Raw genomic sequence first — 23,227 nt, 5'->3', positions numbered from 1 at the left:
CCCTTTTTTTATGCCTAAAAAATTAATTTAGAAGATATTTGTACTCGAAGACAACGGTAGATGTGTAAACTAATAAACCGGTATCATTACAATATCGGTTTATTTATAAGTGCCGTTAAACCGAGTCATTATTCACGAAAAGTAAACTCTTTTGGTGGTGTTAAGGCCATTAGGTGTTGTACGAAGTAGTCCCAACGCTTGCGCATCATGTAAGGCTCTCTAGCAAAGCCATGACCTCGATTTGGTAGCATCAGCATATCGAAGTCCTTATTCGCAGCAATTAAGGCTTCAACGACGATTAAGGTGTTATATGGCGGTACATTGGTATCTGTTGTGCCATGAGCGATAAGTAACTTGCCTTTAAGATTATCAACCACTAATTGATTTGCTTGGCTGTCGTAGTTAGTGGTGCCATCTTCATTTTTCACTAATACGCCATGATACTTCTCACCCCACTCATCAGCATAGTTTCTATTATCATGATTACCGGCTTGTGAAACAGCGACTGAATAAAAGTCAGGATAAGTTAATAAAGCGCGTGTTGAAGCAAAACCACCGCCTGAATGCCCCCAAATACCTACGCGTGTGCTGTCTATCCAATGATATTTTTTTGCTAACTGTTTAATCGCGCTTACTTGATCAGGAATGCCACTATCGCCCATATTTTCATAATAAAAATCGTGAAAGCTTTTTGAACGTCCAGGTGTACCCAACGCGTCAATTTCGATAACAATAAAGCCTAGTTCAGCGATGGCTTGGTTATCGCCTCTAGCCGATCTAAAGTGACGGCCACGAATACTACCTACTTGAGGTCCAGGGTATAAGTAATTCACTACAGGGTAAGATTTGCTGGCGTCAAAATCACTAGGCTTATACATTAACCCGTAGATGTTATGTTCATTATTACGGTCTTTAACAATAAATGAAGTTGGTGCTTGCCAACCTGTAGCGGTAAGCTTGTTAATATCCATTTGTTCGACGATAAAACCAGAATTACGGCTAGTACTGCGAATAAAACTGGTTTCTGGTTGATTTGGTGTCGATACTTGGTCTAAAAAGTATTCAGCATCATGACTTAAGGTAATACGATGGTGCTTTTTCTCTGGGGTTAATAGCGTTAAATCTGAACCATCTTTATTAATGCTGTAAAGATAATGAAAATAAGGATCTCCACCTTCTTTTCCTGCGCCTGAGAAAATCAACTTGCCGGTTTCTTGATTAACATTGAGCAAGGCTAATACGGTCCAATCACCTTTTGTTATCTGATTTTTAATCTCGCCAGATTCAGCATTAATTAAGTATAAATGTCCCCAGTTTGAGCGCTGTGAAAACCAAATAAATTCATTACTTTTATCTAGGTATTTCCAGCTAATGCTACTAACACCTGACTCGAAAAAACTTTGCGCCGTTTCAGTAAAAACAGTACGAACTTTACCCGTAATAGCATCAGCTATTTTTAGTGTTGCAGTTTTGTGGTCACGAGTTGAAGAAACAAAGGCAAAGTGGCTGCTATCACTCGACCAGTCAATATCGAGTAAGCTGCCATCTCGGCCAGCAACATGATCGGTTATGGTCGATCTGTGGTCATCTGCAGGCATATCGAGCACAACAACGCTCGCTTGCTCAATATTTATTACCACTCGCTGAATTTTGAAGATATTTTCATCACCCGGTAATGGGTATTTCCAAACATCTATTTTAGGGTGGCCTACAGCGGTAGACACTATGCCCATTTCACCAACGTTGCGACTGTCATGTTTGAAAGTGGTTAGTTTCTTAGAATCTGGAGACCATTTTACTACCGGTTTTTTACCCCGAACCCAACCGGCATTATTTGTTGCATAGCCAAAGTTTTCTATGCCGTCAGTCGTTAACTGTTTTTCGCTATTATCGTTAAGGTTACGAAGCCATAAATTATGTTCACGAATAAAAACCGCCTGCATACCATCTGGCGCAACTAGTTCATTACTCTTAATGGCATTTTTACTCAATTTACATAAATAATTTTCTATATTACATTGGTATGACTCGCTTTTTACTTTAAATGAAATAAGTTTATCGGCGATAATATCAAAGCGATTAAAAGGCAGCGTTTCCTGATTAACTTCTTGTTCGGTAATACGGGCTAATGCGCTAGCAAGCTTTTGATGATCAAAGGCTAAGCGCTTGGCTTTTGTTTCTACATCAATCAGAAAAAATTGCTTACCATGCTCGGTTTGGCTGCGATAAATTAGCGTATTATTTTCAGTCCAGCTTGGACGTTCTACTGTACCAAAAACTAATTTTTCGGTGTGTTTCTCTAACTGGCGTTCAGCCTGTTGATATTTTTCAATGTTGAGTGACTCGGCACTAGCATTAAAAGCTAAGCAGGCTAAAACTGCACTTGAAGATATAGATTTTATTTTTGAAACCATGAATAACCTTGTCTTTAATAGCTATAAAAATAGGATTATTAATATTCTACCATCTCTACATTCTTTCCTATCAAAATTATCGACCAGCAGGATATTCATTGCGATAACTAACGGCTAAGCTTCGTTAATTCTCTAATTTTAATTTATATAGACTAAAGTCTACCGCATTTATTGCTCATTTTAGACTTAGGTCTAATTTCTAAATCATCCATGACTCTCTAGTGTTAATGGCATCATAAAAAGCGTTGATCAATATTCGAACAACGAGAGAAAGTAGAGAGTGATATGACCAATATGCTGAATCATAGTGAAGAACAAGCGCAATTATCTTGGTTGCAATCTAACAACGGCGATTGGTTGTATTTTGTTGATAAAAATTTAGTTAACGAAGCTGCCGTACCGGTAATTGCTCAGGATTATATTTGGTTAGTATCTCAGGCTTCTGCTACTCATAAAGTCAGTGGTTATCGTATAGCTCACCAAACAATTGAACATTTTATTGAGCAATTAGCAGGTGTTGAACAGGCTATTGTTTTTGGTGTGCCTCACGAAGATAAAGGTAATGCTATTAACGTCTACGTTGAATTAAGTAATTCGACCATTGAACTGGCAACATTATCAAACGCCATTAATGCCAAGCTTGCAGGCTGTTTAGGTGAATTTGCGCGTGCAGACATGATTAAATTTGTCGATAAATTTCCAGTCAATCAAAATAAAGAAATTTCTAGAAAAATATTAAAATCACAAATTATTACAATGAATTACGCAGCATAAAAATATAAAAAAAATGATATCGGTTTATTGTCATTACAAATAATAAATACGCTATTTAATACTTAATCGATAAAAACACCGCCAGGGCATAGTTGTTGTTGCTCTAAGGTTAATAACACACGGGGAAAGTAAAATGTTTAACAAGAAAAAGCTTTTATTAGCAACAGGTCTTTTAGCTATGGCTGGCAGCGCAAGCGCCGGTTATGAAATGAAATTGTCTGATAAAGACACCATTACTTTTGGTGGTTATATCAAATTAGATACGCGCTATGTTGACGGTAATATTAACAGTATTACTAAAGATTATTGGGTTGGTGCGGGCACGGTAGGCGATATATCTCAAACTAGTTTTCGTGCAACAGAGTCTCGTTTTAACATGAAATATGTTCATGGTGATATAACTGGCTTTATCGAAATGGATTTTCATGGTGGTGGCGGTAATGAAATCGTATCGAATTCAGCAAACCCAAGATTACGTCATGCGTTTATTAAATATAAAAATATTCTAGTTGGTCAAACATGGTCAACATTTGTCAATACCAGTGCTTTAGCTGAAGCGGCTGATTTTGCAGGCCCGTTAAATGCCGCCGCGTTTATTCGACAAGGTCAAGTTCGTTATACTCAAGGTAACTTCCAAGTTGCGATAGAAAACCCTGAGTCAGATAAAGGTGATCCAACCCAAGATAAAATACCTGATGTTATTGCTAAATATACCTTTAAAGGTGATTGGGGTAATGTTTCTGTTGCCGGTTTAGCTCGCCAGTTGAATACGGTTGGTGGTAACTCTGAGTCAGCATTTGGTTATGGTATTGCGGGTAAAATTAATACTTTTGGTAAAGATGACATTCGTTTTCAATTACATGGTGGTGAAACCGGACGTTATGTCGGTGTAGTCGCTGCTCGCGATTTGGTGGGTGAAGAAGTAGAAGAAACTACGTCATATATGGTCGCTTACCGTCATTTCTGGAATGATGATATTCGTAGTACCGCATTTTTCGGTAAAACTACGACAGAAGTTTCAGACTCAGATAGAAGACATTGGGGCGTAAACATCTTTAAAAACTATACCAAAGATTTATCATTTGGTTTAGAAGTGGGTAACTTTGAATCTGCAGATCAAAATGCTGATTCAGACTATGTACAATTTTCAGCTAAATACGTACTTTAGTTTACAATTTTGCGTTAGTTAACCTCCCAACCGAGGTTTTTTTGGGGAAGCTTTTAGCTTCCCCTTTTTTATGTTCAGGCCGTTCCTAGCCATCCTTGGCTTCACGGCATTAGTACATCTCGGTAATTGCTCCTGCATTACCGTCAGCCCGCAACTTAAAACTGACAGCTAAATCACTAGCTTATTTCTTTAACTTAGCAAAAGCATCTGCAAAGGCGTTACCCATAGCAGCATTATTGTCTACTTTAGGTTGCGAAGTTCTAGCTTTATTTTTGTTATGTAGAGGCTTAGCGTTCTTGTCATTGTGTTGCGTTTTCTGCGACTTTTCTGACGGTTGGCTTTTAACTTGAGGTGTTGCTTCATCTAAACGCATGGTTAAGCTAATGCGCTTACGCTGTGGGTCGACTTCCGTAACTTTAACTTTAACCACTTCACCAGCTTTGACAATTTCATGTGGGTCACTAACAAACTTATCGGTTAGTGATGAAATATGCACTAAACCATCTTGATGAACGCCCACATCGACAAAAGCGCCAAAATTCGCCACGTTAGAGATAACGCCTTCGAGTATCATGCCAACTTTAAGGTCGTTAATGGTATTAACTCCTTCTTGAAAAGTTGCCGTTTTGAATTCTGGACGCGGATCACGGCCGGGCTTTTCTAGCTCACTAATAATGTCTTTAACCGTTAGCTCACCAAAAGCATCGCTCATTAACGCTTCAACATTAATTTTTTCTAACTCAGCTTTATTACCGATAACATGACTGATGTCAGTGTTAAGTTGTTTTAACAGCTGTTCTACTAAACTATAGGTTTCAGGGTGAACTCCTGAGAAATCTAACGGATTATTACCATTATGTATCCGTAAAAATCCAGCCGCTTGTTCGAAGGCTTTTGGCCCTAAACGCGCGACTTTTTTTAATTCATTTCGATTGTTAAATCGACCATGTTCATCGCGAAAACTCACCACGTTATTTGCCATGGTTTTGTTTAAACCCGAAACTCGCGATAATAAAGCCGCAGAAGCACTATTTAAGTCAACACCGACCGCGTTTACACAATCTTCAATAACATTGTCTAAGGTTTGACTAAGTTGGCTTTGGCTAACATCGTGTTGATATTGCCCAACCCCTATGGCTTTAGGGTCTATTTTAACTAGCTCTGCTAGTGGGTCTTGTAAGCGGCGAGCAATCGATACTGCACCACGAATTGACACATCTAAGTCAGGAAATTCTTTTGCAGCAAATTCTGAGGCAGAATATACCGATGCGCCAGCTTCACTCACAATCACTTTGGTTGGCTTGTTGTTTTCTAGCTTAGCTATAACATCTGCGATAAGTTTGTCACTTTCGCGCGACGCCGTGCCGTTACCTATCGCCACTAACTCTACTTTATGTTGCTGACATAAATTCACTAAAGTACGTACCGATTTATCCCAATGATTTTGCGGTGCATGCGGAAATATAGTCGCCGTTTGTAATAATTTACCCGTGGCATCAACAATAGCTAATTTACAGCCAGTTCTTAGGCCGGGATCTAAACCTAACGTGGTTTTAGCACCGGCTGGCGCTGCCATCATTAAGTCGCTTAAATTGCGCGAAAACACCTTAATCGCTTCAATTTCTGCTTGTTCCCGTAATTGGCCTAATAATTCTGTTTCTAAACTTTGGCTGAGTTTTATTTTCCATGTGGTTAGCACCACTTTAGTTAAAAACTCTGCGGCGGCTTGGCCCGTTAAGCGTAAATTAAAATGTTCGGTGATCAGTTGTTGTGCGCTAGAAAATGCGCCTTCTTGCCCTGGGTCTGTATCAATACTTAACGATAATAGTTTTTCATTACGACCACGCAACATCGCTAACATGCGGTGCGACGGCACCGATTTTAGTAATTCTGAATGCTTAAAATAATCGCGGTATTTTGCCGCTTCTTTTTCTTTACCTTTTATCAACTTACTGCACAAGTGAGCTTGCTTAAGTAAATGTCGACGTAATTTTTGGATCAAGTTAGCGTCTTCAGCAAAACGTTCAACCAGAATGTAAAGTGCGCCTTCAAGTACTGAACTTTCGTCACTAAACCCCTGCTCTTTATTGATAAAGGCTTTGGCTTCTTGCTCAGGGTTAAGCTGCCAATTATTATAAATTTTATTGGCTAACGGCTCTAAACCCGCGGTAATGGCAATTTGTCCTTTGGTTTTTCTTTTTGGCTTATAGGGTAAATAGAGATCTTCTAAACGGGTTTTGTTGTCGGCATTATTAAGCTCGGCGGCTAAGGCTGGCGTTAATTTACCTTGCTGTTCAATATTGCTGATAATAACTTTTCGACGATCGGCTAAATCGCGTAAATACACTAAGCGTTGCGCAAGGTGGCGTAAATGATTGTCATCAAGCCCTTGGGTAGCTTCTTTTCTATAACGAGCAATAAAAGGAACCGTTGCACCTTCATCTAATAAGTTTATAGCAGCATTTATTTGGCTGGTTTTTACATCGATTTCTTTGGCTATTTGCTCAGCAATGGGTGTCATTTATATAGGATCCTAGATCAATCAAAAGTCGTATTTTTGTTGGCCTCATTATACACCCAATTACTGACGAGGTGCGATATACCCACAAAGGTTTTTTATTGTACATAAGAAAGTAATCATTCGAGGTAGCTGCTAAGATAATTTTAATAGAGAAGCATTTAATTTAACGTTACAATGTTCGTATACGTTATCAATTTTATGGGGTTATGCTCATTCATCAAGTTGATATAAGTAACTTTATACACAAAACCGGAAATATTATGGCTCTCTCTGTTGTTATCTTAGCTGCGGGTAAAGGCACTCGCATGCGCTCTGCTTTACCTAAAGTTCTTCATCCCGTTGCTGAAAAGCCAATGGTATCTCATGTAATTGACGCAGCGCGCCAAGTAGATAGTGAAAATATCTATCTAGTTTACGGTTTTGGTGGCGAAGTACTTAAAGCTAAAGTTACCGGTGACGATTTAACCTTTGTTGAACAGAAAGAGCAATTAGGCACAGGCCACGCGGTTGATATGGCGTCACCCTTTTTATCTGACGATGAAGATGTGCTAGTGCTTTATGGCGATGTACCTTTAACTAAAGTTAGTACATTACAACGTTTAATTGCCGCTAAGCCTGACAATGGCATGGCGTTATTAACGGTACATTTAGCTAACCCTGCAGGCTATGGTCGTATTATGCGCGATAGTTCAGGCACAGTAGTTGGCATTGTTGAACAAAAAGATGCCACAGCCGAGCAACTATTAGTGAATGAAGCTAACACCGGTATTTTATTAGCTAATGGCGGTGACTTAAAACGCTGGTTAGCGAATTTATCAAGCGATAATGCCCAAGGCGAATATTACTTAACGGATATTATCGCTGCCTGTCATCAAGAAGGTAAATTAATAGCTACGGCTCATCCTGATAGCGAAATTGAAGTAGAAGGCGCAAATAACCGTGTGCAACTTGCCGGTTTAGAGCGCGCTTATCAAAGAAGAAAAGCAGAAGAGTTAATGATTGCTGGCGCGACTTTACGTGACCCTAGCCGTGTTGATATTCGTGGTAACGTTACTGTTGGCCAAGAAGTGGTGATCGACGTGAACTGTATTTTCGAAGGTAATGTTGATATTGCAGATAATGCGATTATTGGTGCTAATTGTATTTTGAAAAACTGTACTATTGGCCAAGGTGCAGAAGTTAAACCAAACACTATGATTGAAGGTGCTATTATTGGCGAATTGGCCTCAGTTGGACCGTTTGCTCGCATTCGCCCTGGCTCTGTATTAAAGCGTGATGCCCATGTTGGTAATTTTGTTGAAATGAAAAAAACCACCTTAGGTGAAGGGGCAAAAGCTGGGCATTTAAGTTATTTGGGCGATGCAGAAATAGGCGCTAACGCTAACATTGGTGCCGGTACTATTACCTGTAACTACGATGGTGTGAATAAAGCTAAAACTATTATTGGCGCAGGTGCGTTTATAGGCTCAAATGCCTCGTTAGTCGCACCCGTTACTATTGGTGCAATGGCAACAACCGCTGCTGGTTCGGTTATTGTTCAAAATGTTGATGATCATGAACTCAGTGTTGCGCGTGGTAAGCAGCGTAATATTACGGGTTGGAAACGACCGACTAAAAAGTAGACAATAGCATGATAAAAAGGCCTTTTATCGAGCTATTTTCACTTGGCATTCTACTCATAAATATTTTATTTATGAGTAGTGTTCGTGCTGAACCAGATTTAATTGCTGTTGCAGCTGAGCACCCTTTGCTGCAATATCAAGAAAATGATGAAATAAAAGGTCCCAGTGCAGAAATTCTTAAATTACTGCTGCAGACTAGTCAACTAGAAGCCCCACTTGATTTTTTTCCTTGGTCTAGAGCTTATCAAACGGTATTAAACCGCAAAAACACCCTTATAGTCAGTATGGTTCGCACACAAGCGCGAGAAGATAAGTTTCATTGGCTGATTAAAGTAAGTGAACTGGTACGTGGTTTTATATCACTGAAAAGTAAGCCTGAAAACAGCATTCGAACGATTAGTGACGCGAAATCAAAAACTATCATTGTAATACGAGATAGCTATGGTCATAACTCCTTAATGAATTTAGGTTTTAGCGAAAAAACTAACCTTTACGTGGTCTCGTCATTAAAACACGGGATAGCACTTTTCTTATCAGGAAAAGTAGACCTAATATATACCGAGCCAAATATTTTAACCGACTATTTTACAGAGCAGAAGCAAAATGCCGAAGCGCTAATCTCTGTACATGTTTTGCCTGAAACTCGCCGAGAAAGTTACATTGCTGCGAATATCAATACAGACACTGGCACGCTAGAAAAACTTAACTTAGCGGCAAATAAGTTACAAACAGACCCTAATTACCAATATTATTTGGCCTTTAAAGCATTAATAAAAAAGTAGTGTTTAGATAAATATTGTTTTTATTTTCAGCTTTTGTTCTAATAGATAAGTTTTAAAACGAAACTTTTAAGAGTAAAACGAAAGCAATGTCAAAACGAAATACACAGCAGCGTCGTCATACCATAATTGCAGAGTTAAGTAATTTAGGTGAAGTAAGTGTTGATAGCCTTGCAAAAATGTTTGAAACCTCAGAAGTTACTATCCGTAAGGATTTGGCGGTTCTAGAAAACAGTGGTTTACTACTGCGTAGATATGGTGGTGCCGTGCCTTTGCCGCATGAAATTACCCAGCCAAAAACAGAAAAAGTTTCGAAACGAAAGATAATGATCGCAAAAACGGCGGCATCGCTGATCCGCGATCACAATCGCATTATTTTAGACAGCGGTAGCACCACTTCGGCTTTAGTTCGTGAATTAAGTGCTAAACAAGGTCTAGTGGTTATGACAAACTCACTCGCTATTGCGTCTGATTTGCATGCGCTTGAAAATGAACCGACATTATTGATGACCGGTGGTACTTGGGACCCGCACTCGGAATCTTTCCAAGGCCAAGTGGCAGAAAGTGTATTACGCTCTTATGATTTTGATCAGCTATTTATTGGTGCCGACGGTATTGATTTAGCGCGCGGTACAACAACATTCAATGAACTTTTAGGCTTAAGCCGTGTAATGGCTGAATTGTCACGTGAAGTTATTGTGATGTTAGATTCAGAAAAACTTAATCGAAAAATTCCCAATTTAGAATTACCTTGGGGGAAAATTCACACGTTGATAACAGATGCAGACATGCCTGAAGACGTGCGAAGTGAAATAATTAAACAAGGCGTTAACCTCGTTATCGCAAGTTAAAATAAGGACAAAGAGTATGTGTGGAATTGTTGGTGCTGTCGCACAACGTGATGTAGCAGACATTTTAGTAGAAGGCTTAAAACGCCTAGAATACCGTGGTTATGACTCTGCTGGTGTAGCCATAATTGATAATAATAACCAACTTAAGCGCGCGCGCCGTTTAGGTAAGGTACAAGAACTTGCTGATGCATTGCATGCTAACCCAATAGCGGGCGGCACTGGTATTGCGCATACACGTTGGGCAACTCATGGTGCACCAAGTGAAGCGAATGCGCATCCGCATGTTTCGTCAGAAACTATTGCGGTGGTACACAATGGTATTATTGAAAATCATGATGTTTTACGCACTCGTTTACAGGGTTTAGGCTATACATTTACCTCTGAAACTGACACTGAAGTTATCGCTCACTTAGTTCACCATGAATTAAAGTCTACCGATAGCTTGTTAAGTGCGGTTCAAATTACTGTTAAGCAATTAGAAGGCGCTTACGGTACTGTTGTGGTTGATACACGTGACAAAGACCGTGTTGTAGTTGCACGTTCTGGTAGCCCATTAGTGATAGGTTACGGCGTTGGCGAAAACTTTATCGCTTCAGATATGCTGGCACTATTACCGGTTACCCGTAAATTTTCATTTTTAGAAGAAGGTGATGTTGCTGAAGTTACCCGTTTTGAAGTCAACATTTTTGATACTGACGGCAAGCCAGCAGTGCGTGAAGCTAAAGAATCTGAAGTTAGCCACGATGTTGGCGACAAAGGTGAATACCGCCACTACATGCTAAAAGAAACTTATGAACAGCCTACGGCTATTCGTAACACCTTAGAAGGTCGTTTATTGGGTAATGTGTTAGATATCCAAACCTTTGGCGAAGGTGCTGATGCTATTTTTCAAGAAATTGAGCATGTACAAATCATCGCCTGTGGTACCAGTTACCATTCAGGTATGGTGGCGCGCTATTGGTTAGAAGCCCTGGCGGGTGTCTCATGTAATATCGAAATTGCCAGTGAATTTAGATATCGTCAATCTCATGTACCTAAAAATGCTTTATTAGTGACTATTTCACAGTCAGGCGAAACTGCTGATACTTTGGCAGCGCTGCGCTTAGCGAAACAAATAGGTTACCGCGCTAGCTTAACTATTTGTAATGTTGCTGGTTCTTCATTAGTTCGCGAATCTGACTTAGCCTTTATGACTAAAGCAGGCGCTGAAATAGGTGTGGCTTCAACGAAAGCCTTTACCACACAACTTGTTGGTTTATTAATGATGACCTTAGCTATTGGTCAACATCACGGAATGTCACAAGAAAAGCAAAACGAAATTGCTCACTCGTTAATGACATTACCTAATAAATTAGAAGAAGTGTTAGCACTAGCAGGGTCAATTGAAGATTTAGCCGAAGATTTTGCTGATAAACAACATGCCTTATTTTTAGGTCGTGGCGACCAATATCCTATCGCCATGGAAGGCGCGTTGAAGCTGAAAGAAATTTCATACATTCATGCTGAAGCCTATGCTGCTGGTGAACTTAAACATGGTCCATTAGCGTTAATCGACGCAGAAATGCCCGTTATTGTTGTAGCACCGAAAAACGATTTAATTGAAAAACTAAAATCTAATGTTGAAGAAGTACGTGCTCGCGGTGGTTTAATGTATGTATTTGCCGATGCCAGTGCGAACTTTAGTAGCGACGACACCATGAAGGTTATTAACGTACCTGTGTGTGACGACTTAATAGCCCCTATTGTTTACACCTTGCCATTACAGTTATTGTCTTACTACGTTGCCATCATTAAAGGTACTGATGTTGATCAACCTCGTAATTTAGCGAAAAGCGTGACCGTTGAATAGAGCAACGCTTTATTGAGCGGAATTTGTCGGTGAGTAATAAAGGGTGAAGCGATCACCCCAAGGTTAGAATCTTTATTACTCTCTTCAGAACTTAAATTTTTTGGCTAATAATTAAAAGTTAATAGTGTTCAAAGCCATATATACTTGGCAATAGAGTAAAAACAAAAAAAAGCAGCCTTATATTAGGCTGCTTTTTTATTGCTCGTAATTAACACACTAAAAACATAACAAGTTAATATGCTATAGGCTATAAACAAGTTGCAAAAAAACCTGACACTATTGACTAACAATATATAATTAATCGAAGTTAATGGTTAATAAAGTGTATTGAAATTATGTTATTAGGTATTTATTAGCAATAATCATCAGGAGTTACTTTTAGAACAGCCAAAACCTTTGAGAATAGTAGAATAATAGGATGGAATTACTGTGTTTATAAATTACAAACACTACAATTTAGCGGAGTTAACAAAATTAGAGTACCTGTCAGAAAACTTTACACATTTATCGAATATTAGAGGTTAGTATTGATGTGCGCTTGTTAAGTTGTTGAATTGTAAGCTCTAATTGTCATTTTTTGTAACTGGTATGCTTTGTGCATTATCTCTACTAGTAGTGGATTAAGAGCTTGTTGAAATACTGAGTAAAGTAAGTAAAGAGTAATTTTACAAAATATTTACTGAATTTTTGGATTTCAATAGCTGTTAAATTTAAAATTTAAATTAGGTAGACTGATAATGTATAATAATAAAAGCGTTGTTCAAAAAGTAAAAAATAGTATATGGAATCGTGTTGTATTGGGCGCTATGCTGATAGGTATGAGTGTGTCGAGCCAAGCTAGCTTGATTGGTCTGGATTTAGAAGAAAATCCAGATATTTTGTCAAGTTTCTTAAAAATAAACTATGATGCATCAACTAGAATTTTCACCGCAATTGGTACTGCTGATCAACTGTTCACAGGGAATACTTTTATTATAGAAGAGAATTCATTTACTTTAACTACTTCTATTTCTAATACTGGTGTGCTTGGTGATGACGGTATATTCACTATTGGAGGTATTATTACAAGCTTAGGCTTTTCTAGCAATACTATGTTGACTGGTAACCTTACTATGCTAGGTTTTACTGATAATTTAAGTGGTGGAGGCCCTTTAGAGTTTCTATTTGATGTGACAGGTGGTGATGCTAAAGATCTATTCGGTAGTGTCGGTGGTATTATTATGTCTGACACAGGTTTTGATGGTGATTGGTCTAATGACTTTGGCACTGGTATGGGTTATACAGCTAAGGCAGATACAGGAGTTCCTAAAACATCAGTTTCTGTTCCAGAACCTACTAGCATGTGGTTACTTGGCTCTGGCCTTATCGGCTTAGCTGGTTTTGCTCGTCGTAAGCAAAATAAATAAACTTTAATAGGGGGAGAGTATAAGCAGTATTTATCTAACTGTAATCTCCCTCATCTATTTCTCGATTCAAGTATTATTCAATCCTTTCACTAAGCTTACCAAGTATTAGTTAAGTTACTGTTAGCAATTTTATTTGAAATAATAGATTGAAAATATTTTATTTTGAGCCATTTTTTGGAGTTACACATGATCAATTTACGAAAAAAACATTGCCAATGGTTTACCAATAGTGTGGTGTTGATGTCGTTAGCGGTACCCGTTATATCAACAGCTGAATTATTGAATAATTCTCTTGAACAGCCACTTATGAGCTATAACGCTCAGACAGTCAGTACTACTTATTTCGAAACAAATAATTTATTCAGTATCAATTCATTCCCGGTATCTATTTTATTCACGGCTCCTCCATCAGTACCTATTACTCCTGTTCCTGGCGGAGATGAAAACTTTACGATTAATATCAGAGTTGATGAAACTGGTGCACTTATTGGTGGTATTCCAGGCCATGATCTAATCATTAATGGTGAAGTTTTTGTGCCAGGTTTAGGTACTGTTACTGGTGAGTTACTGACCGGCGAAGTAAGCGCTTTTGGCTTTTATAATTCATCAACTAACAATGATAACTTTGATTTTACCTTTAATGTTACTGGCGGTTTACTGCAAGACTTTTATCCTTCTGGAGTGGTAGCGGTTGAACATCTTATTGAAAGCTCCAACTTTACTGGTGACTTTACTGTTGATTTTGAAGGAGAGTCAAAAGGAACTTTAGGCTCAATCCCGGCAACAACCGCTATGATCGGCGATCGTGTATGGTCTGACCTTAATGCTGATGGTATTCAAAACTGTACGGATGGTGGCGCAAACGATGCTAACTTCCCTGCCGATGGCATAATCGGTAACGCAGGCGATTTTGGTGCAGAATGTGATGCTGGTGTTGCTAATGTTACTGTTAATCTATTAGAACCTGGTTTTGATGGCAACTGTGGGACAGGCGACGAAGCGTTTGTTGCTACTCAAACTACCGATGCTAATGGTTTTTACAAATTTAATAGTGTTGAGCCTGGAGCCTATTGTGTATCAATAGTTAAACCTGCTGGCACTGAATGTACTATCGACAACATGGGTGGTAACAATTTAGCGGATAGCGATTTTGTTGATCAAGGAGATGGCACTTGTCAGACCGTTGATGCTGATCAAAATCCTATTATAGTTGCCGCTGGTGACAAAGACCTTTCATTTGATGCTGGCTTAATTGGTTCAAGTGCATCACTTGGCGACCGTGTATGGTCAGACATTAATGCCGACGGTATTCAAAACTGTTTTGATGGCGGCGCTAACGATACTAATTTCCCTGCCGATGGCATTCTAGGTAATGCAGGCGATGAAGGCGCAGAATGTGGTTCTGGTCTTGCTAACGTTACGGTAAATCTATTATCAACTGGCTCTGACGGTTACTGTGGTTCGGGTGACGAAATGGTAGTTGCTACTGAAACTACCGATGCTAATGGCTTTTATTTATTTGAAAATGCTGATCCTGGTGCTTATTGTGTATCAATAGTTACCCCTGCTGGTTACGCATGTACTTTAGATAACATGGGTGGTAACGATTTTGCTGATAGCGACTTTGTCGACCAAGGTGATGGTAGCTGTCAAGCCCTTGATGATAATCAAAACCCTATTGATCTTTTAGCAGGTGAAAATAACCTTTCTATTGATGCAGGTTTAGTGCGCTTACAAGCAGCACTTGGTGACCGTGTTTGGAATGACCTTAATTTAGACGGTATTCAAAACTGTACTGATGGTGGTGCTAACAATGCTAGCTTCCCTGCAGATGGCATTTTAGGTAATGCTGGCGATTCTGGCGCAGAATGTAATTCAGGTATTGCTGGTGTAACCGTAAACTTATTATCTACTGGCTCTGACGGTGTTTGTGGTACAGGCAATGAAATGCTTGTTACGTCAAAAACTACAGACAGCAATGGTTTTTACTTATTTGATGATATTACCCCGGGTAATTATTGTATCGCTGTAGTTAAACCAGCAGGCTATGAATGTACCGCAGACAACATGGGTGGTGACGATGCTGCCGATAGCGATGTGGTTGATCAACTTGATGGCACTTGTCAAACCGTAGATGCAAACCAAAACCCAATAGAAGTTGTAGCGGGTAACAATGACCTAACTATTGATGCAGGGCTTGTAAGCTCAATGGCCTCATTAGGTGACCGCGTATGGCAAGACCTTAACGGTAATGGTATTCAGGAATGTGCTGATACTAACGGTAATGGTGTTGTAGGCGATGCTGGTGATATGGGTGCTGAGTGTAGTGCTGGTATTGCAGGTGTTAGCGTTGCGTTAATTCAAAATATTGATGGTGATGCAAGTTGTACTTCAGGTGATGAATTTGAAATAACAACAACCACTACTGACGGTAATGGCTTTTATCTTTTCTCAGACCTTATTGCGGGTAACTACTGTGTAGAATATACGCTACCTAACGGTTATGTATATACGCTTCAAAATCAAGGTGTTGATACTACCTTTGATAGTGATGCAGATGCGATATCAGGTAGAACAGCCAACGTAGATGTGCTAACTAATCAAGCTAACTTATCTGTTGATGCCGGTGTAATTGCTCCAGCCTCTTTAGGTGATTTAGTCTGGAATGATACTGACCGTAATGGCTTATTTGAAAATGAAATTGGTGCTGCAGGCATTCAAGTCGAATTATTAAGTTGTAGTAACAGTCCGGTTACTGACATTAATGGTAACTTGGTAATCCCAACGGTTACTGACAGTAATGGTTTATATAACTTTGATAACCTAAAACCAGGTGAGTATACGATTAAGTTCACTACCAGTGCTGGCCTTGAGTTTACTACTGCTGTTGTTGGTCCTGATGGAATTGATAGTGATGCAGAACACTTCAACCAAGATGGCACTATGGGTACAACACGTTGTATTACTTTAGCCTCAGGTGAAAACAACACGAATATTGATGCTGGCATACGTTCAGTTAATGAATCACGTATTGGCGACTTAGTTTGGAATGATACTAATGCCAACGGTATTCAAGATATTAACGAATTAGGCAATGGTATAGCAGGTGTACCTGTTGAACTGATGATGTGTGATGCAAACAACATATTGACTTCAACCGGTATGACTACTAATACCAACGCGAGTGGCTTGTACTTCTTTGAAGGTCTTTCTGCGGGAAGCTATGCGGTTCAATTTGATATAGCTTATTTGACTCAAGCAGGATACATAGTTAGTCCACGTTTTACCGGTATGAACACTGAAGTAGATAGTGATGCTAACCCAAATACTGGTGCTAGTGAGTGTATCGACTTAGGTGTACGCGACCAAAATCTTACATTGGATGCAGGCGCTTATTTACCGGCTAGTTTGGGTGACCAAGTATGGCTTGATAGCGATGGCAATGGTGTTCTAAACAACGAAAATGGTTTAGATGCTGTAATGGTTGAGTTATTTGACTGCAGCAACAACACTGTCTTTAATATCTTTGGTAATGAAGTAACGTCTGTTTATACCAATTCAACAGGTATGTACAATTTTACTGATTTAGTCCCAGGCAATTATAGAGTTAAATTTACTGCTCCATCAGGTTTAAGTTTTACTAATGCTAATGTAGGTATTGATGAAACCATAGACAGTGATGCAGAGAACTTTGACGGTGATATGGGTACAACAAGTTGTATCACGCTAGGATCTGGTGAGCAAAATATAGATGTAGATGCAGGTTTTGTTGCTCCTCTAGCGCAGTGTAGCTTAGATATTAATGCTACTTGTGCAATCATACCAACACTTCAACCTGTTAACTTTGTTTGTAGTGACGCTAAGCCACTAGACACATTATCAATGGTTTGGGATGGTCAAGATAACGTAAACATTGTTGCTTATTACGGAAAAACTGATGATTCAGAATTAACGACCCGTAGTAATATTAATAATGGCGATGTGGTTACTATTAGCGGCTTTGCCGGTGCTGGTAATGACATTGATTGGGAAGTTTTCAACGCTAACGGTGATAGCTTAGGTACTTCACGTTTTCATATGTCATGTTCTGATTCTGGTATGAATGGCCCTGAAGACTGTGGTGCGCCGCAAGGTAATAGTAAAAATAATGAAGCAGGTCTTTTAAATAGCTGGTTACTGGACGGTTTAGCGGGTGAAAATGGTGTTGCGTTAGTATGTAACTCACCAACAAACCCTATCGCGACTGCAGAAACTTGTGCTTACGAAATGCCAACTAATGCTTCTTGTGATAGCAAGCCTGTTAACGTGAGTTTACGTTACCTTGGTGGTGATTGTGTTATTAGCAATACACAAGGTGGTAAAGCTGAATGTATCGTCGGTGGTACAGCCGGTGACAACGTTCGTATCAAAGTTAGCAACGGTAAAACAGGTAGCAAGGCTAAAGTATTCCTTGATACTGTTCAGGCCAACGTAACTATCGGTGATGTTGTTACTGCAACGTCTGCAGCAGCTAATGAAAACGATTTTGATTCAAATACCATTATTGAAATCTTTAGCGCTACGGGTAACTTAGTACAAAAAGTAGCTATGCATACTTCATGTTCATTACCGTTAAGTTTAGGTGACCAGTATGGTGCAGTTGACTTAGTTGCCATGGATACCAAAAGTGGTCAATCGATCTCTGCTGGTGTTGAAATGCTGTATAACTACACCATTGTAAACAACAGTACTGAACGTTTTGTTGATGATGCATCAGATAGCTTTGGACCTTTAGGAAAGCTTGATCTAGCAGCCCAAGGTGGAAGTGCTGAATTAACTCGAACTCAGTTTGTTTTACCTGGTGTAGATAATGTATTTAACAACACGTTAATGGTAACCGGTAACCTTATGCCTTCTGGCATAGCTTGTAGTGCTCAAGATACTGTACCTTTAACGGTAGAAGTACGTGAAACACCAACATTGCCAGGCCAAGTTGTTAGTTGTAGTGACATAAAGCCATTAACCGAATTATCAATGGTTTGGAATGGTGAAAATGGCACAACGGTAACGACAGCTGCAGGTCAAGTTTTTGAAAACTTGCAGAAAGGTAATTTGATCAACTTCACAGTTGACCGAGATGCTTACGGCAATAACTTTGTCGTTACACTTAGCGGTGGTACTTCTGGTACTTCAGAGTTTCACTTATCGTGTTCAGATGAGTCGATGAATGGCTCTGACGATTGTGGTACACCACAAGGTAATAACAAAGGCGAAAGCGAACCAGATGAAGTAGAAAGTTGTGACGTTAACTTAGATGACGACGACAGTTCATCAAAAGATGACGACGACAGTTCATCTAAAGATGACGACGATAGTTCATCAAAAGATGATGACGACAGTTCATCAAAAGATGACGACGATAGTTCATCAAAAGATGATGACGATAGTTCATCAAAAGATGACGACGATAGTTCATCAAAAGATGATGACGACAGTTCATCTAAAGCTGATGTTGATAGTTGTAAAGTGAACAATGATGACGACGACAGTTCATCTAAAGATGACGACGATAGTTCATCAAAAGATGATGACGACAGTTCATCTAAAGATGATGACGACAGTTCATCTAAAGATGATGACGACAGTTCATCTAAAGATGATGACGACAGTTCATCTAAAGATGATGATGACAGTTCATCTAAAGATGATGATGACAGTTCATCAAACAGCAAAGATGATAATAAATCTAACCTAAACAATAGCTGGTTATTAAACGGCATGAGCGGTACTAAGGGTTCATTTAGCTGTAAATTACCTAATACCGGAGTGGTTGTAGGTACAAGCGTTAAGTAAATAATAAGCAACAGATGAAAAACATCTGAAGTATTAAAGTTGTTTTTTGGTTGTAAAAAGAGTGCTCAAATGAGTACTCTTTTTTTTTGTTTTATAAGTGTTTTATTTGACAAAAGAAGAACTTAGATTACAATCAATCGACACTTGATGGCTTGTATTTTTATAACAATTAAGGGCTGACAGAGATCATGACCGAAGATAATATCAAAGAAATAAATATGCAAAAATGGATTAAAATTGTTTTTACGTTTTGTCTGTTTTCTGAATTTACCCTGGTCGCTTTAGACTATATTTTTAATTATATGGATGTCTTGGGTGACAAACAATTTCGTCGTATATGGAATGTTGCTAGAGAAAATTCTATTCCTACTTGGTTTTCGTCTATTCAAGCGCAACTGTTAGGAGTAACAGTATTATTAATCGCTGCAGTTCAAAAACGTCATATTTCTACCTTTAAAACTTGCGGCTGGATATTGATCGGTTTGTTTTTTCTCTTCATCGGTATAGATGATTTTGCTGCAATCCATGAAAAGTTGGGTGGTGTATTAGAACGAATGGCCAAAAGTGGTAATAGCGAGCAAGGCGACGTGGTAGGCCTTTTATTGCAAAACCCTTCTTTTTCTTGGCATACCTTTATTGCCCCTATATTCGCATTGTGCGGTTTAGCTATAGCCTTATTTTTATGGATGGAGTTTTGGAAATTAAACCTGTTTAGATATCTTTTTTTAGGGTTTGGTTGTTGGATAGTAGCTCAAAGTCTTGATTTTGTTGAAGGCCTAGATGAAGTAGACACTTACTACAAATTAGTTCAAGACTACTTTGAAATAGAGCGCGCCTATTTTGTATCACATACATTTAAAGTAGTAGAAGAGTTCTTAGAAATGCTGGGTACAACCTTACTCTGGATTGGCTTTTTGTCTTATTTTGCATATGTTGCAGATGGTATTAAATTCAAACTTGTTGGCTCAGAGAATTAAATTAACCAGACATTTTTTTGTTTTCAGTAGTAAAAGCTATTAGAAAAAAAATTCAAGACCGATGATAAAGTTGAAGTTATTATCGTGTTTGATAATAAGGAAGATAGAAAATGATGCTGTTCACAGTGTAAATTGAGATAAGTACTGACCAGGTTTTGAAGTAGTATCTGTGTTGACAAAAAGAACGCTCAATTGAGCGTTCTTTTTGAAAATTTCAAATAGCTTGAGATCAAGTAATATAGATATTAGTTTAAGTTTACTTTTATTTCGATAGTTGGCTAATATTGTCTAAAAGAACTTATAAGTTCAATTGTTTAATATCTTTCTGTGATGTTCATTTGTGACTGTTCTTTGCTGAAAGTTATACAGACTTAGTCTGTAAATATTTCAATGAACTAAAAATTGCATTATGTATTAATGACGTGGTATTAATTATATTTCATTTTTATCAATGACTTATATTTTTTATATAGTTGGCACGAATAAAGCATTAAGTTAGTGGTAGTTTGTAACTAAACAAATCAAAGGAGAATACTATGTTGAACTGGGCACTTACATTTTTAGTCGTTGCGATCATTGCAGCGATATTTGGTTTTGGTGGTATAGCAGGAGCAGCAGCAGGTATTGCCAAAATTATATTTTTCATCTTCGTTGTGTTGTTGGTTATCTCATTAATCGCCAATGCCATTCGTGGTAAATCACCAAAAATTTAGGGAAATAAATATGACTTTTATTAAAAAATTATCAACAACACTTATCACATTCGTAGCAGTATTTGGATTAGCTGCATGTAGTGACGACAAAGCTGAAACAGCCGGTGAAAAAGTAGATAAAATGGTACATGACGCTGGTAACGCCGTTGAAGACGCAGGCGATAAAGTCGGTGACATGGCAACGGATGCTGGTAATGCCATTGAAGATGCTTGTGAAGACGCAAAAGAAGGCGTAAATGCTAAAGACACTGATTGTTAGTTATTAGCTAGTCAGTTTTAAAAAATAAAAAGGCCTTACAGGCCTTTTTTTATTGCTAACTGTTGAACAAATTTTATTCATTGAGTAAACGATGAGAGTTCCATTCCCAGCATAAAATAGATAGCTTAGATTGTACGACTGCTTTTAGAATACCTAACCGACTATAATCAATGTTATCGTTAATTTGATAACTATTATTCCAAATTTTACTGCTTACCTAGCATAATAATTAATTTTGTAGAATAACATGGTGCTTATAAATAGGGTCCTTACTTGAATTATATTGAAAGTCTAAGATAGAAAATTGGAGTTTAAGGAGTAATTATTTGTACCAAAGTATGCAAGTATTTTTTACAACTGTGATTGTATTTTCTATATGACATTAATAATGATAGAACTATATATATGTTAATATCAGTTAGTTATGTTCGGTATGATAATTGCTTTTTAATATTCACAAATAGATAATAAGGAAAGATAATGATTGCAGTGAGTAATTCGGCATATTTGGGGTTTTACCTATACTTAGTGATGGTGCTTGTTCAGTGGGCGGTGGCTACCTATAGCAAGGCAAAGCAACCAAATGCCATCCCTGGGAAAATGGACGAAAACTTATCTCACGATAGCTTTATATTTAGAGCCCATCGTACATATCACAACACACTAGAGAACAGTACACTATTCGTAAGTACCGTGCTTTTCGCCTTTGTTCTTAACTTTCAAAGCCCCATTTTTGCGATATGCGTATGGGTTTATGTTGCCTCGAGAATTATCCATATGGTGTTGTACTATGCTATTGCAACCGAAAAAAATCCGAGCCCTCGCAGTTACTTCTTCTTAATGGGTGTCATTGCCAATGTAATTATGTTGGTATTGATTGGACTAAGGTTAATGCATTATTAAGTTTTATTAAATCACGACGTTATTTAAATTTAAGTGGTAAATAGATGTCGTAGATACATAACGCAAGGAAATAAAATGAAAAAAACATTAATTATTGGTGCAAGTGGTCAAATTGGAAAAAAACTTACTCAACTTATGCTAAATGATGGTAATGATGTGGTTGCGCTTGTTCGTGATAAAAGTAAATTATCAGATATCACAGATAAAAATTTACATGTTATTGAAGCTGATCTTACTGGGAATTTCGGGCACGCTTTTAAGCAGTGTACCAATGTAGTATTTGTTGCTGGATCCGGTGGTGAAACAGGGGCAGATAAAACGATATTGATCGATTTATGGGCGGCTTGCCGATCAGCAGATTATGCAAAAGAAAATGCGGTGAAGCACTTTATATTGGTTAGTTCAATAGGCGCTGACGCACCGTCAACAGGACCTGAAAGTATACAGCCTTACTTAATTGCCAAACATGTGGCTGATGAACATTTGATGCGCAGTGGGCTACATTACTCCATTGTTCGCCCTGGCACATTAACCAATGATGATGCTAAAGGTAAATTCACAACAGAAAGGCCCGCACAAAAAGGCGATGCTACAGTAACACGTGAAGACGTAGCGAAAGCACTGTTATTTATTGTTAATAATCCGTCTAAAGAAAACACTTTAACTGAGCTCTTTAATGGGAGTAAAAACATTAGTGAGACATTCAAATAATAGTTTAAAGCTTGAGTTCTTGTTAATTGATACATATAAATATCACGTTAAACCTTAATTGAAATGAAAATATATAATTAACGCGAACTTCTGTGCGCGTTAATTATATCAAGGGCTAACGTTTGAACTGATGCTCATGTTTAAAAATTTAAATAATAGTCAATTTAATTTGATGACAACAAGCGCTATAAATTTTTAGATTAAATCACAATTGGACAACTAACTTATAAAATACAGAATCATTAGCCCTACTTCATATCTACTACGAAATCCCGACCTGTAAATTTCACAATTAATAATGAATATTTTTCATGATTATTCATCTAACTATATAATAACGTGAATGGTGTTTGATTTATTTGTAATGTATTCAATTAGTTACTGTTATGCAAAAGTGGCTTTAGCCTTGCAATACTTTGTTTAACAAACGCAAATAAGAGGTCAGAAA

Annotated in this window: 15 protein-coding genes; 13 read left to right on the top strand and 2 right to left on the bottom strand. The window is 38.2% G+C overall.

What is annotated here, in order from left to right; translation table 11 throughout:
- Positions 1 to 128: 128 nt before the first annotated feature.
- Positions 129 to 2,414, bottom strand: coding sequence for a S9 family peptidase (locus tag A3Q33_RS08220; protein ID WP_081179532.1), 2,286 nt, complete (start codon positions 2,412 to 2,414; stop codon positions 129 to 131).
- A 285-nt stretch (positions 2,415 to 2,699) separates the two neighbouring features.
- On the opposite strand from A3Q33_RS08220, the gene A3Q33_RS08215 reads away from it, so the two are divergent.
- The gene (locus tag A3Q33_RS08215) at positions 2,700 to 3,188 is read left to right on the top strand and encodes an AMP-binding enzyme (protein ID WP_081179531.1); all 489 of its coding nucleotides are present in this window, start codon (positions 2,700 to 2,702) and stop codon (positions 3,186 to 3,188) included.
- A 133-nt stretch (positions 3,189 to 3,321) separates the two neighbouring features.
- The gene (locus A3Q33_RS08210) at positions 3,322 to 4,356 is read left to right on the top strand and encodes a DcaP family trimeric outer membrane transporter (RefSeq protein WP_081179530.1); all 1,035 of its coding nucleotides are present in this window, start codon (positions 3,322 to 3,324) and stop codon (positions 4,354 to 4,356) included.
- A gap of 181 nt (positions 4,357 to 4,537) precedes the next feature.
- Here the strand turns inward: A3Q33_RS08210 and A3Q33_RS08205 are convergent, their stop codons facing one another.
- Positions 4,538 to 6,877, bottom strand: coding sequence for a Tex family protein (locus A3Q33_RS08205; protein ID WP_081179529.1), 2,340 nt, complete (start codon positions 6,875 to 6,877; stop codon positions 4,538 to 4,540).
- Positions 6,878 to 7,137: 260 nt separating this feature from the next.
- Here A3Q33_RS08205 and glmU point away from each other — a divergent pair, with 260 nt between their 5' ends.
- The 11 genes from glmU (at position 7,138) to A3Q33_RS08150 (ending at position 22,779) form a co-directional block, all read left to right on the top strand.
- The gene (glmU, locus tag A3Q33_RS08200) at positions 7,138 to 8,499 is read left to right on the top strand and encodes a bifunctional UDP-N-acetylglucosamine diphosphorylase/glucosamine-1-phosphate N-acetyltransferase GlmU (protein WP_081182422.1); all 1,362 of its coding nucleotides are present in this window, start codon (positions 7,138 to 7,140) and stop codon (positions 8,497 to 8,499) included.
- An 8-nt stretch (positions 8,500 to 8,507) separates the two neighbouring features.
- Positions 8,508 to 9,281 (top strand): substrate-binding periplasmic protein, encoded by a 774-nt coding sequence (locus A3Q33_RS08195; RefSeq protein WP_081179528.1) that lies wholly within the window; start codon positions 8,508 to 8,510, stop codon positions 9,279 to 9,281.
- A gap of 86 nt (positions 9,282 to 9,367) precedes the next feature.
- Positions 9,368 to 10,129 (top strand): DeoR/GlpR family DNA-binding transcription regulator, encoded by a 762-nt coding sequence (locus A3Q33_RS08190; RefSeq protein ID WP_081179527.1) that lies wholly within the window; start codon positions 9,368 to 9,370, stop codon positions 10,127 to 10,129.
- A gap of 16 nt (positions 10,130 to 10,145) precedes the next feature.
- The gene (gene glmS, locus A3Q33_RS08185) at positions 10,146 to 11,978 is read left to right on the top strand and encodes a glutamine--fructose-6-phosphate transaminase (isomerizing) (RefSeq protein ID WP_081150683.1); all 1,833 of its coding nucleotides are present in this window, start codon (positions 10,146 to 10,148) and stop codon (positions 11,976 to 11,978) included.
- Between the two features lie 737 nt (positions 11,979 to 12,715).
- Entirely contained in the window at positions 12,716 to 13,384 is a 669-nt protein-coding gene (locus A3Q33_RS08180) for a PEP-CTERM sorting domain-containing protein (protein WP_081179526.1), read from the top strand.
- Between the two features lie 186 nt (positions 13,385 to 13,570).
- Positions 13,571 to 19,216 carry an SdrD B-like domain-containing protein gene (locus A3Q33_RS08175; RefSeq protein ID WP_081179525.1) on the top strand — a complete coding sequence of 1,882 codons (5,646 nt, stop codon included), beginning with the start codon at positions 13,571 to 13,573 and terminating at the stop codon, positions 19,214 to 19,216.
- Between the two features lie 188 nt (positions 19,217 to 19,404).
- Positions 19,405 to 20,193, top strand: a complete 789-nt coding sequence (locus tag A3Q33_RS08170; protein ID WP_081179524.1) for a DUF8692 domain-containing protein — start codon at positions 19,405 to 19,407, stop codon at positions 20,191 to 20,193.
- A 536-nt stretch (positions 20,194 to 20,729) separates the two neighbouring features.
- On the top strand, positions 20,730 to 20,906 hold the full coding sequence (locus A3Q33_RS08165; RefSeq protein WP_081179523.1) for a DUF1328 family protein: 177 nt from the start codon (positions 20,730 to 20,732) through the stop codon (positions 20,904 to 20,906).
- A 10-nt stretch (positions 20,907 to 20,916) separates the two neighbouring features.
- Positions 20,917 to 21,165: a hypothetical protein gene (locus A3Q33_RS08160; protein WP_081179522.1), complete on the top strand. Its 249-nt coding sequence runs from the start codon at positions 20,917 to 20,919 to the stop codon at positions 21,163 to 21,165.
- A gap of 480 nt (positions 21,166 to 21,645) precedes the next feature.
- Positions 21,646 to 22,068, top strand: coding sequence for an MAPEG family protein (locus A3Q33_RS08155; protein WP_081179521.1), 423 nt, complete (start codon positions 21,646 to 21,648; stop codon positions 22,066 to 22,068).
- A 75-nt stretch (positions 22,069 to 22,143) separates the two neighbouring features.
- Positions 22,144 to 22,779: an SDR family oxidoreductase gene (locus A3Q33_RS08150; RefSeq protein WP_081179520.1), complete on the top strand. Its 636-nt coding sequence runs from the start codon at positions 22,144 to 22,146 to the stop codon at positions 22,777 to 22,779.
- The last annotated feature ends 448 nt before the right edge of the window (positions 22,780 to 23,227 follow it).

The sequence above is a fragment of the Colwellia sp. PAMC 21821 genome, from assembly GCF_002077175.1.
Lineage (GTDB): Bacteria > Pseudomonadota > Gammaproteobacteria > Enterobacterales > Alteromonadaceae > Cognaticolwellia.
The sequence above is the reverse complement of the archived record's forward strand: the minus strand, read 5'-3'. Positions and strand labels throughout refer to the sequence as shown.

What these genes read in the sequence shown, in the direction of transcription:
- A3Q33_RS08220 (WP_081179532.1), bottom strand. Translation starts at nt 2,414, where the DNA reads ATGGTTTCAAAAATAAAATCTATATCTTCAAGTGCAGTTTTAGCCTGC.
- A3Q33_RS08215 (WP_081179531.1), top strand. Translation starts at nt 2,700, where the DNA reads ATGACCAATATGCTGAATCATAGTGAAGAACAAGCGCAATTATCTTGG.
- A3Q33_RS08210 (WP_081179530.1), top strand. Translation starts at nt 3,322, where the DNA reads ATGTTTAACAAGAAAAAGCTTTTATTAGCAACAGGTCTTTTAGCTATG.
- A3Q33_RS08205 (WP_081179529.1), bottom strand. Translation starts at nt 6,877, where the DNA reads ATGACACCCATTGCTGAGCAAATAGCCAAAGAAATCGATGTAAAAACC.
- glmU (WP_081182422.1), top strand. Translation starts at nt 7,138, where the DNA reads ATGGCTCTCTCTGTTGTTATCTTAGCTGCGGGTAAAGGCACTCGCATG.
- A3Q33_RS08195 (WP_081179528.1), top strand. Translation starts at nt 8,508, where the DNA reads ATGATAAAAAGGCCTTTTATCGAGCTATTTTCACTTGGCATTCTACTC.
- A3Q33_RS08190 (WP_081179527.1), top strand. Translation starts at nt 9,368, where the DNA reads ATGTCAAAACGAAATACACAGCAGCGTCGTCATACCATAATTGCAGAG.
- glmS (WP_081150683.1), top strand. Translation starts at nt 10,146, where the DNA reads ATGTGTGGAATTGTTGGTGCTGTCGCACAACGTGATGTAGCAGACATT.
- A3Q33_RS08180 (WP_081179526.1), top strand. Translation starts at nt 12,716, where the DNA reads ATGTATAATAATAAAAGCGTTGTTCAAAAAGTAAAAAATAGTATATGG.
- A3Q33_RS08175 (WP_081179525.1), top strand. Translation starts at nt 13,571, where the DNA reads ATGATCAATTTACGAAAAAAACATTGCCAATGGTTTACCAATAGTGTG.
- A3Q33_RS08170 (WP_081179524.1), top strand. Translation starts at nt 19,405, where the DNA reads ATGACCGAAGATAATATCAAAGAAATAAATATGCAAAAATGGATTAAA.
- A3Q33_RS08165 (WP_081179523.1), top strand. Translation starts at nt 20,730, where the DNA reads ATGTTGAACTGGGCACTTACATTTTTAGTCGTTGCGATCATTGCAGCG.
- A3Q33_RS08160 (WP_081179522.1), top strand. Translation starts at nt 20,917, where the DNA reads ATGACTTTTATTAAAAAATTATCAACAACACTTATCACATTCGTAGCA.
- A3Q33_RS08155 (WP_081179521.1), top strand. Translation starts at nt 21,646, where the DNA reads ATGATTGCAGTGAGTAATTCGGCATATTTGGGGTTTTACCTATACTTA.
- A3Q33_RS08150 (WP_081179520.1), top strand. Translation starts at nt 22,144, where the DNA reads ATGAAAAAAACATTAATTATTGGTGCAAGTGGTCAAATTGGAAAAAAA.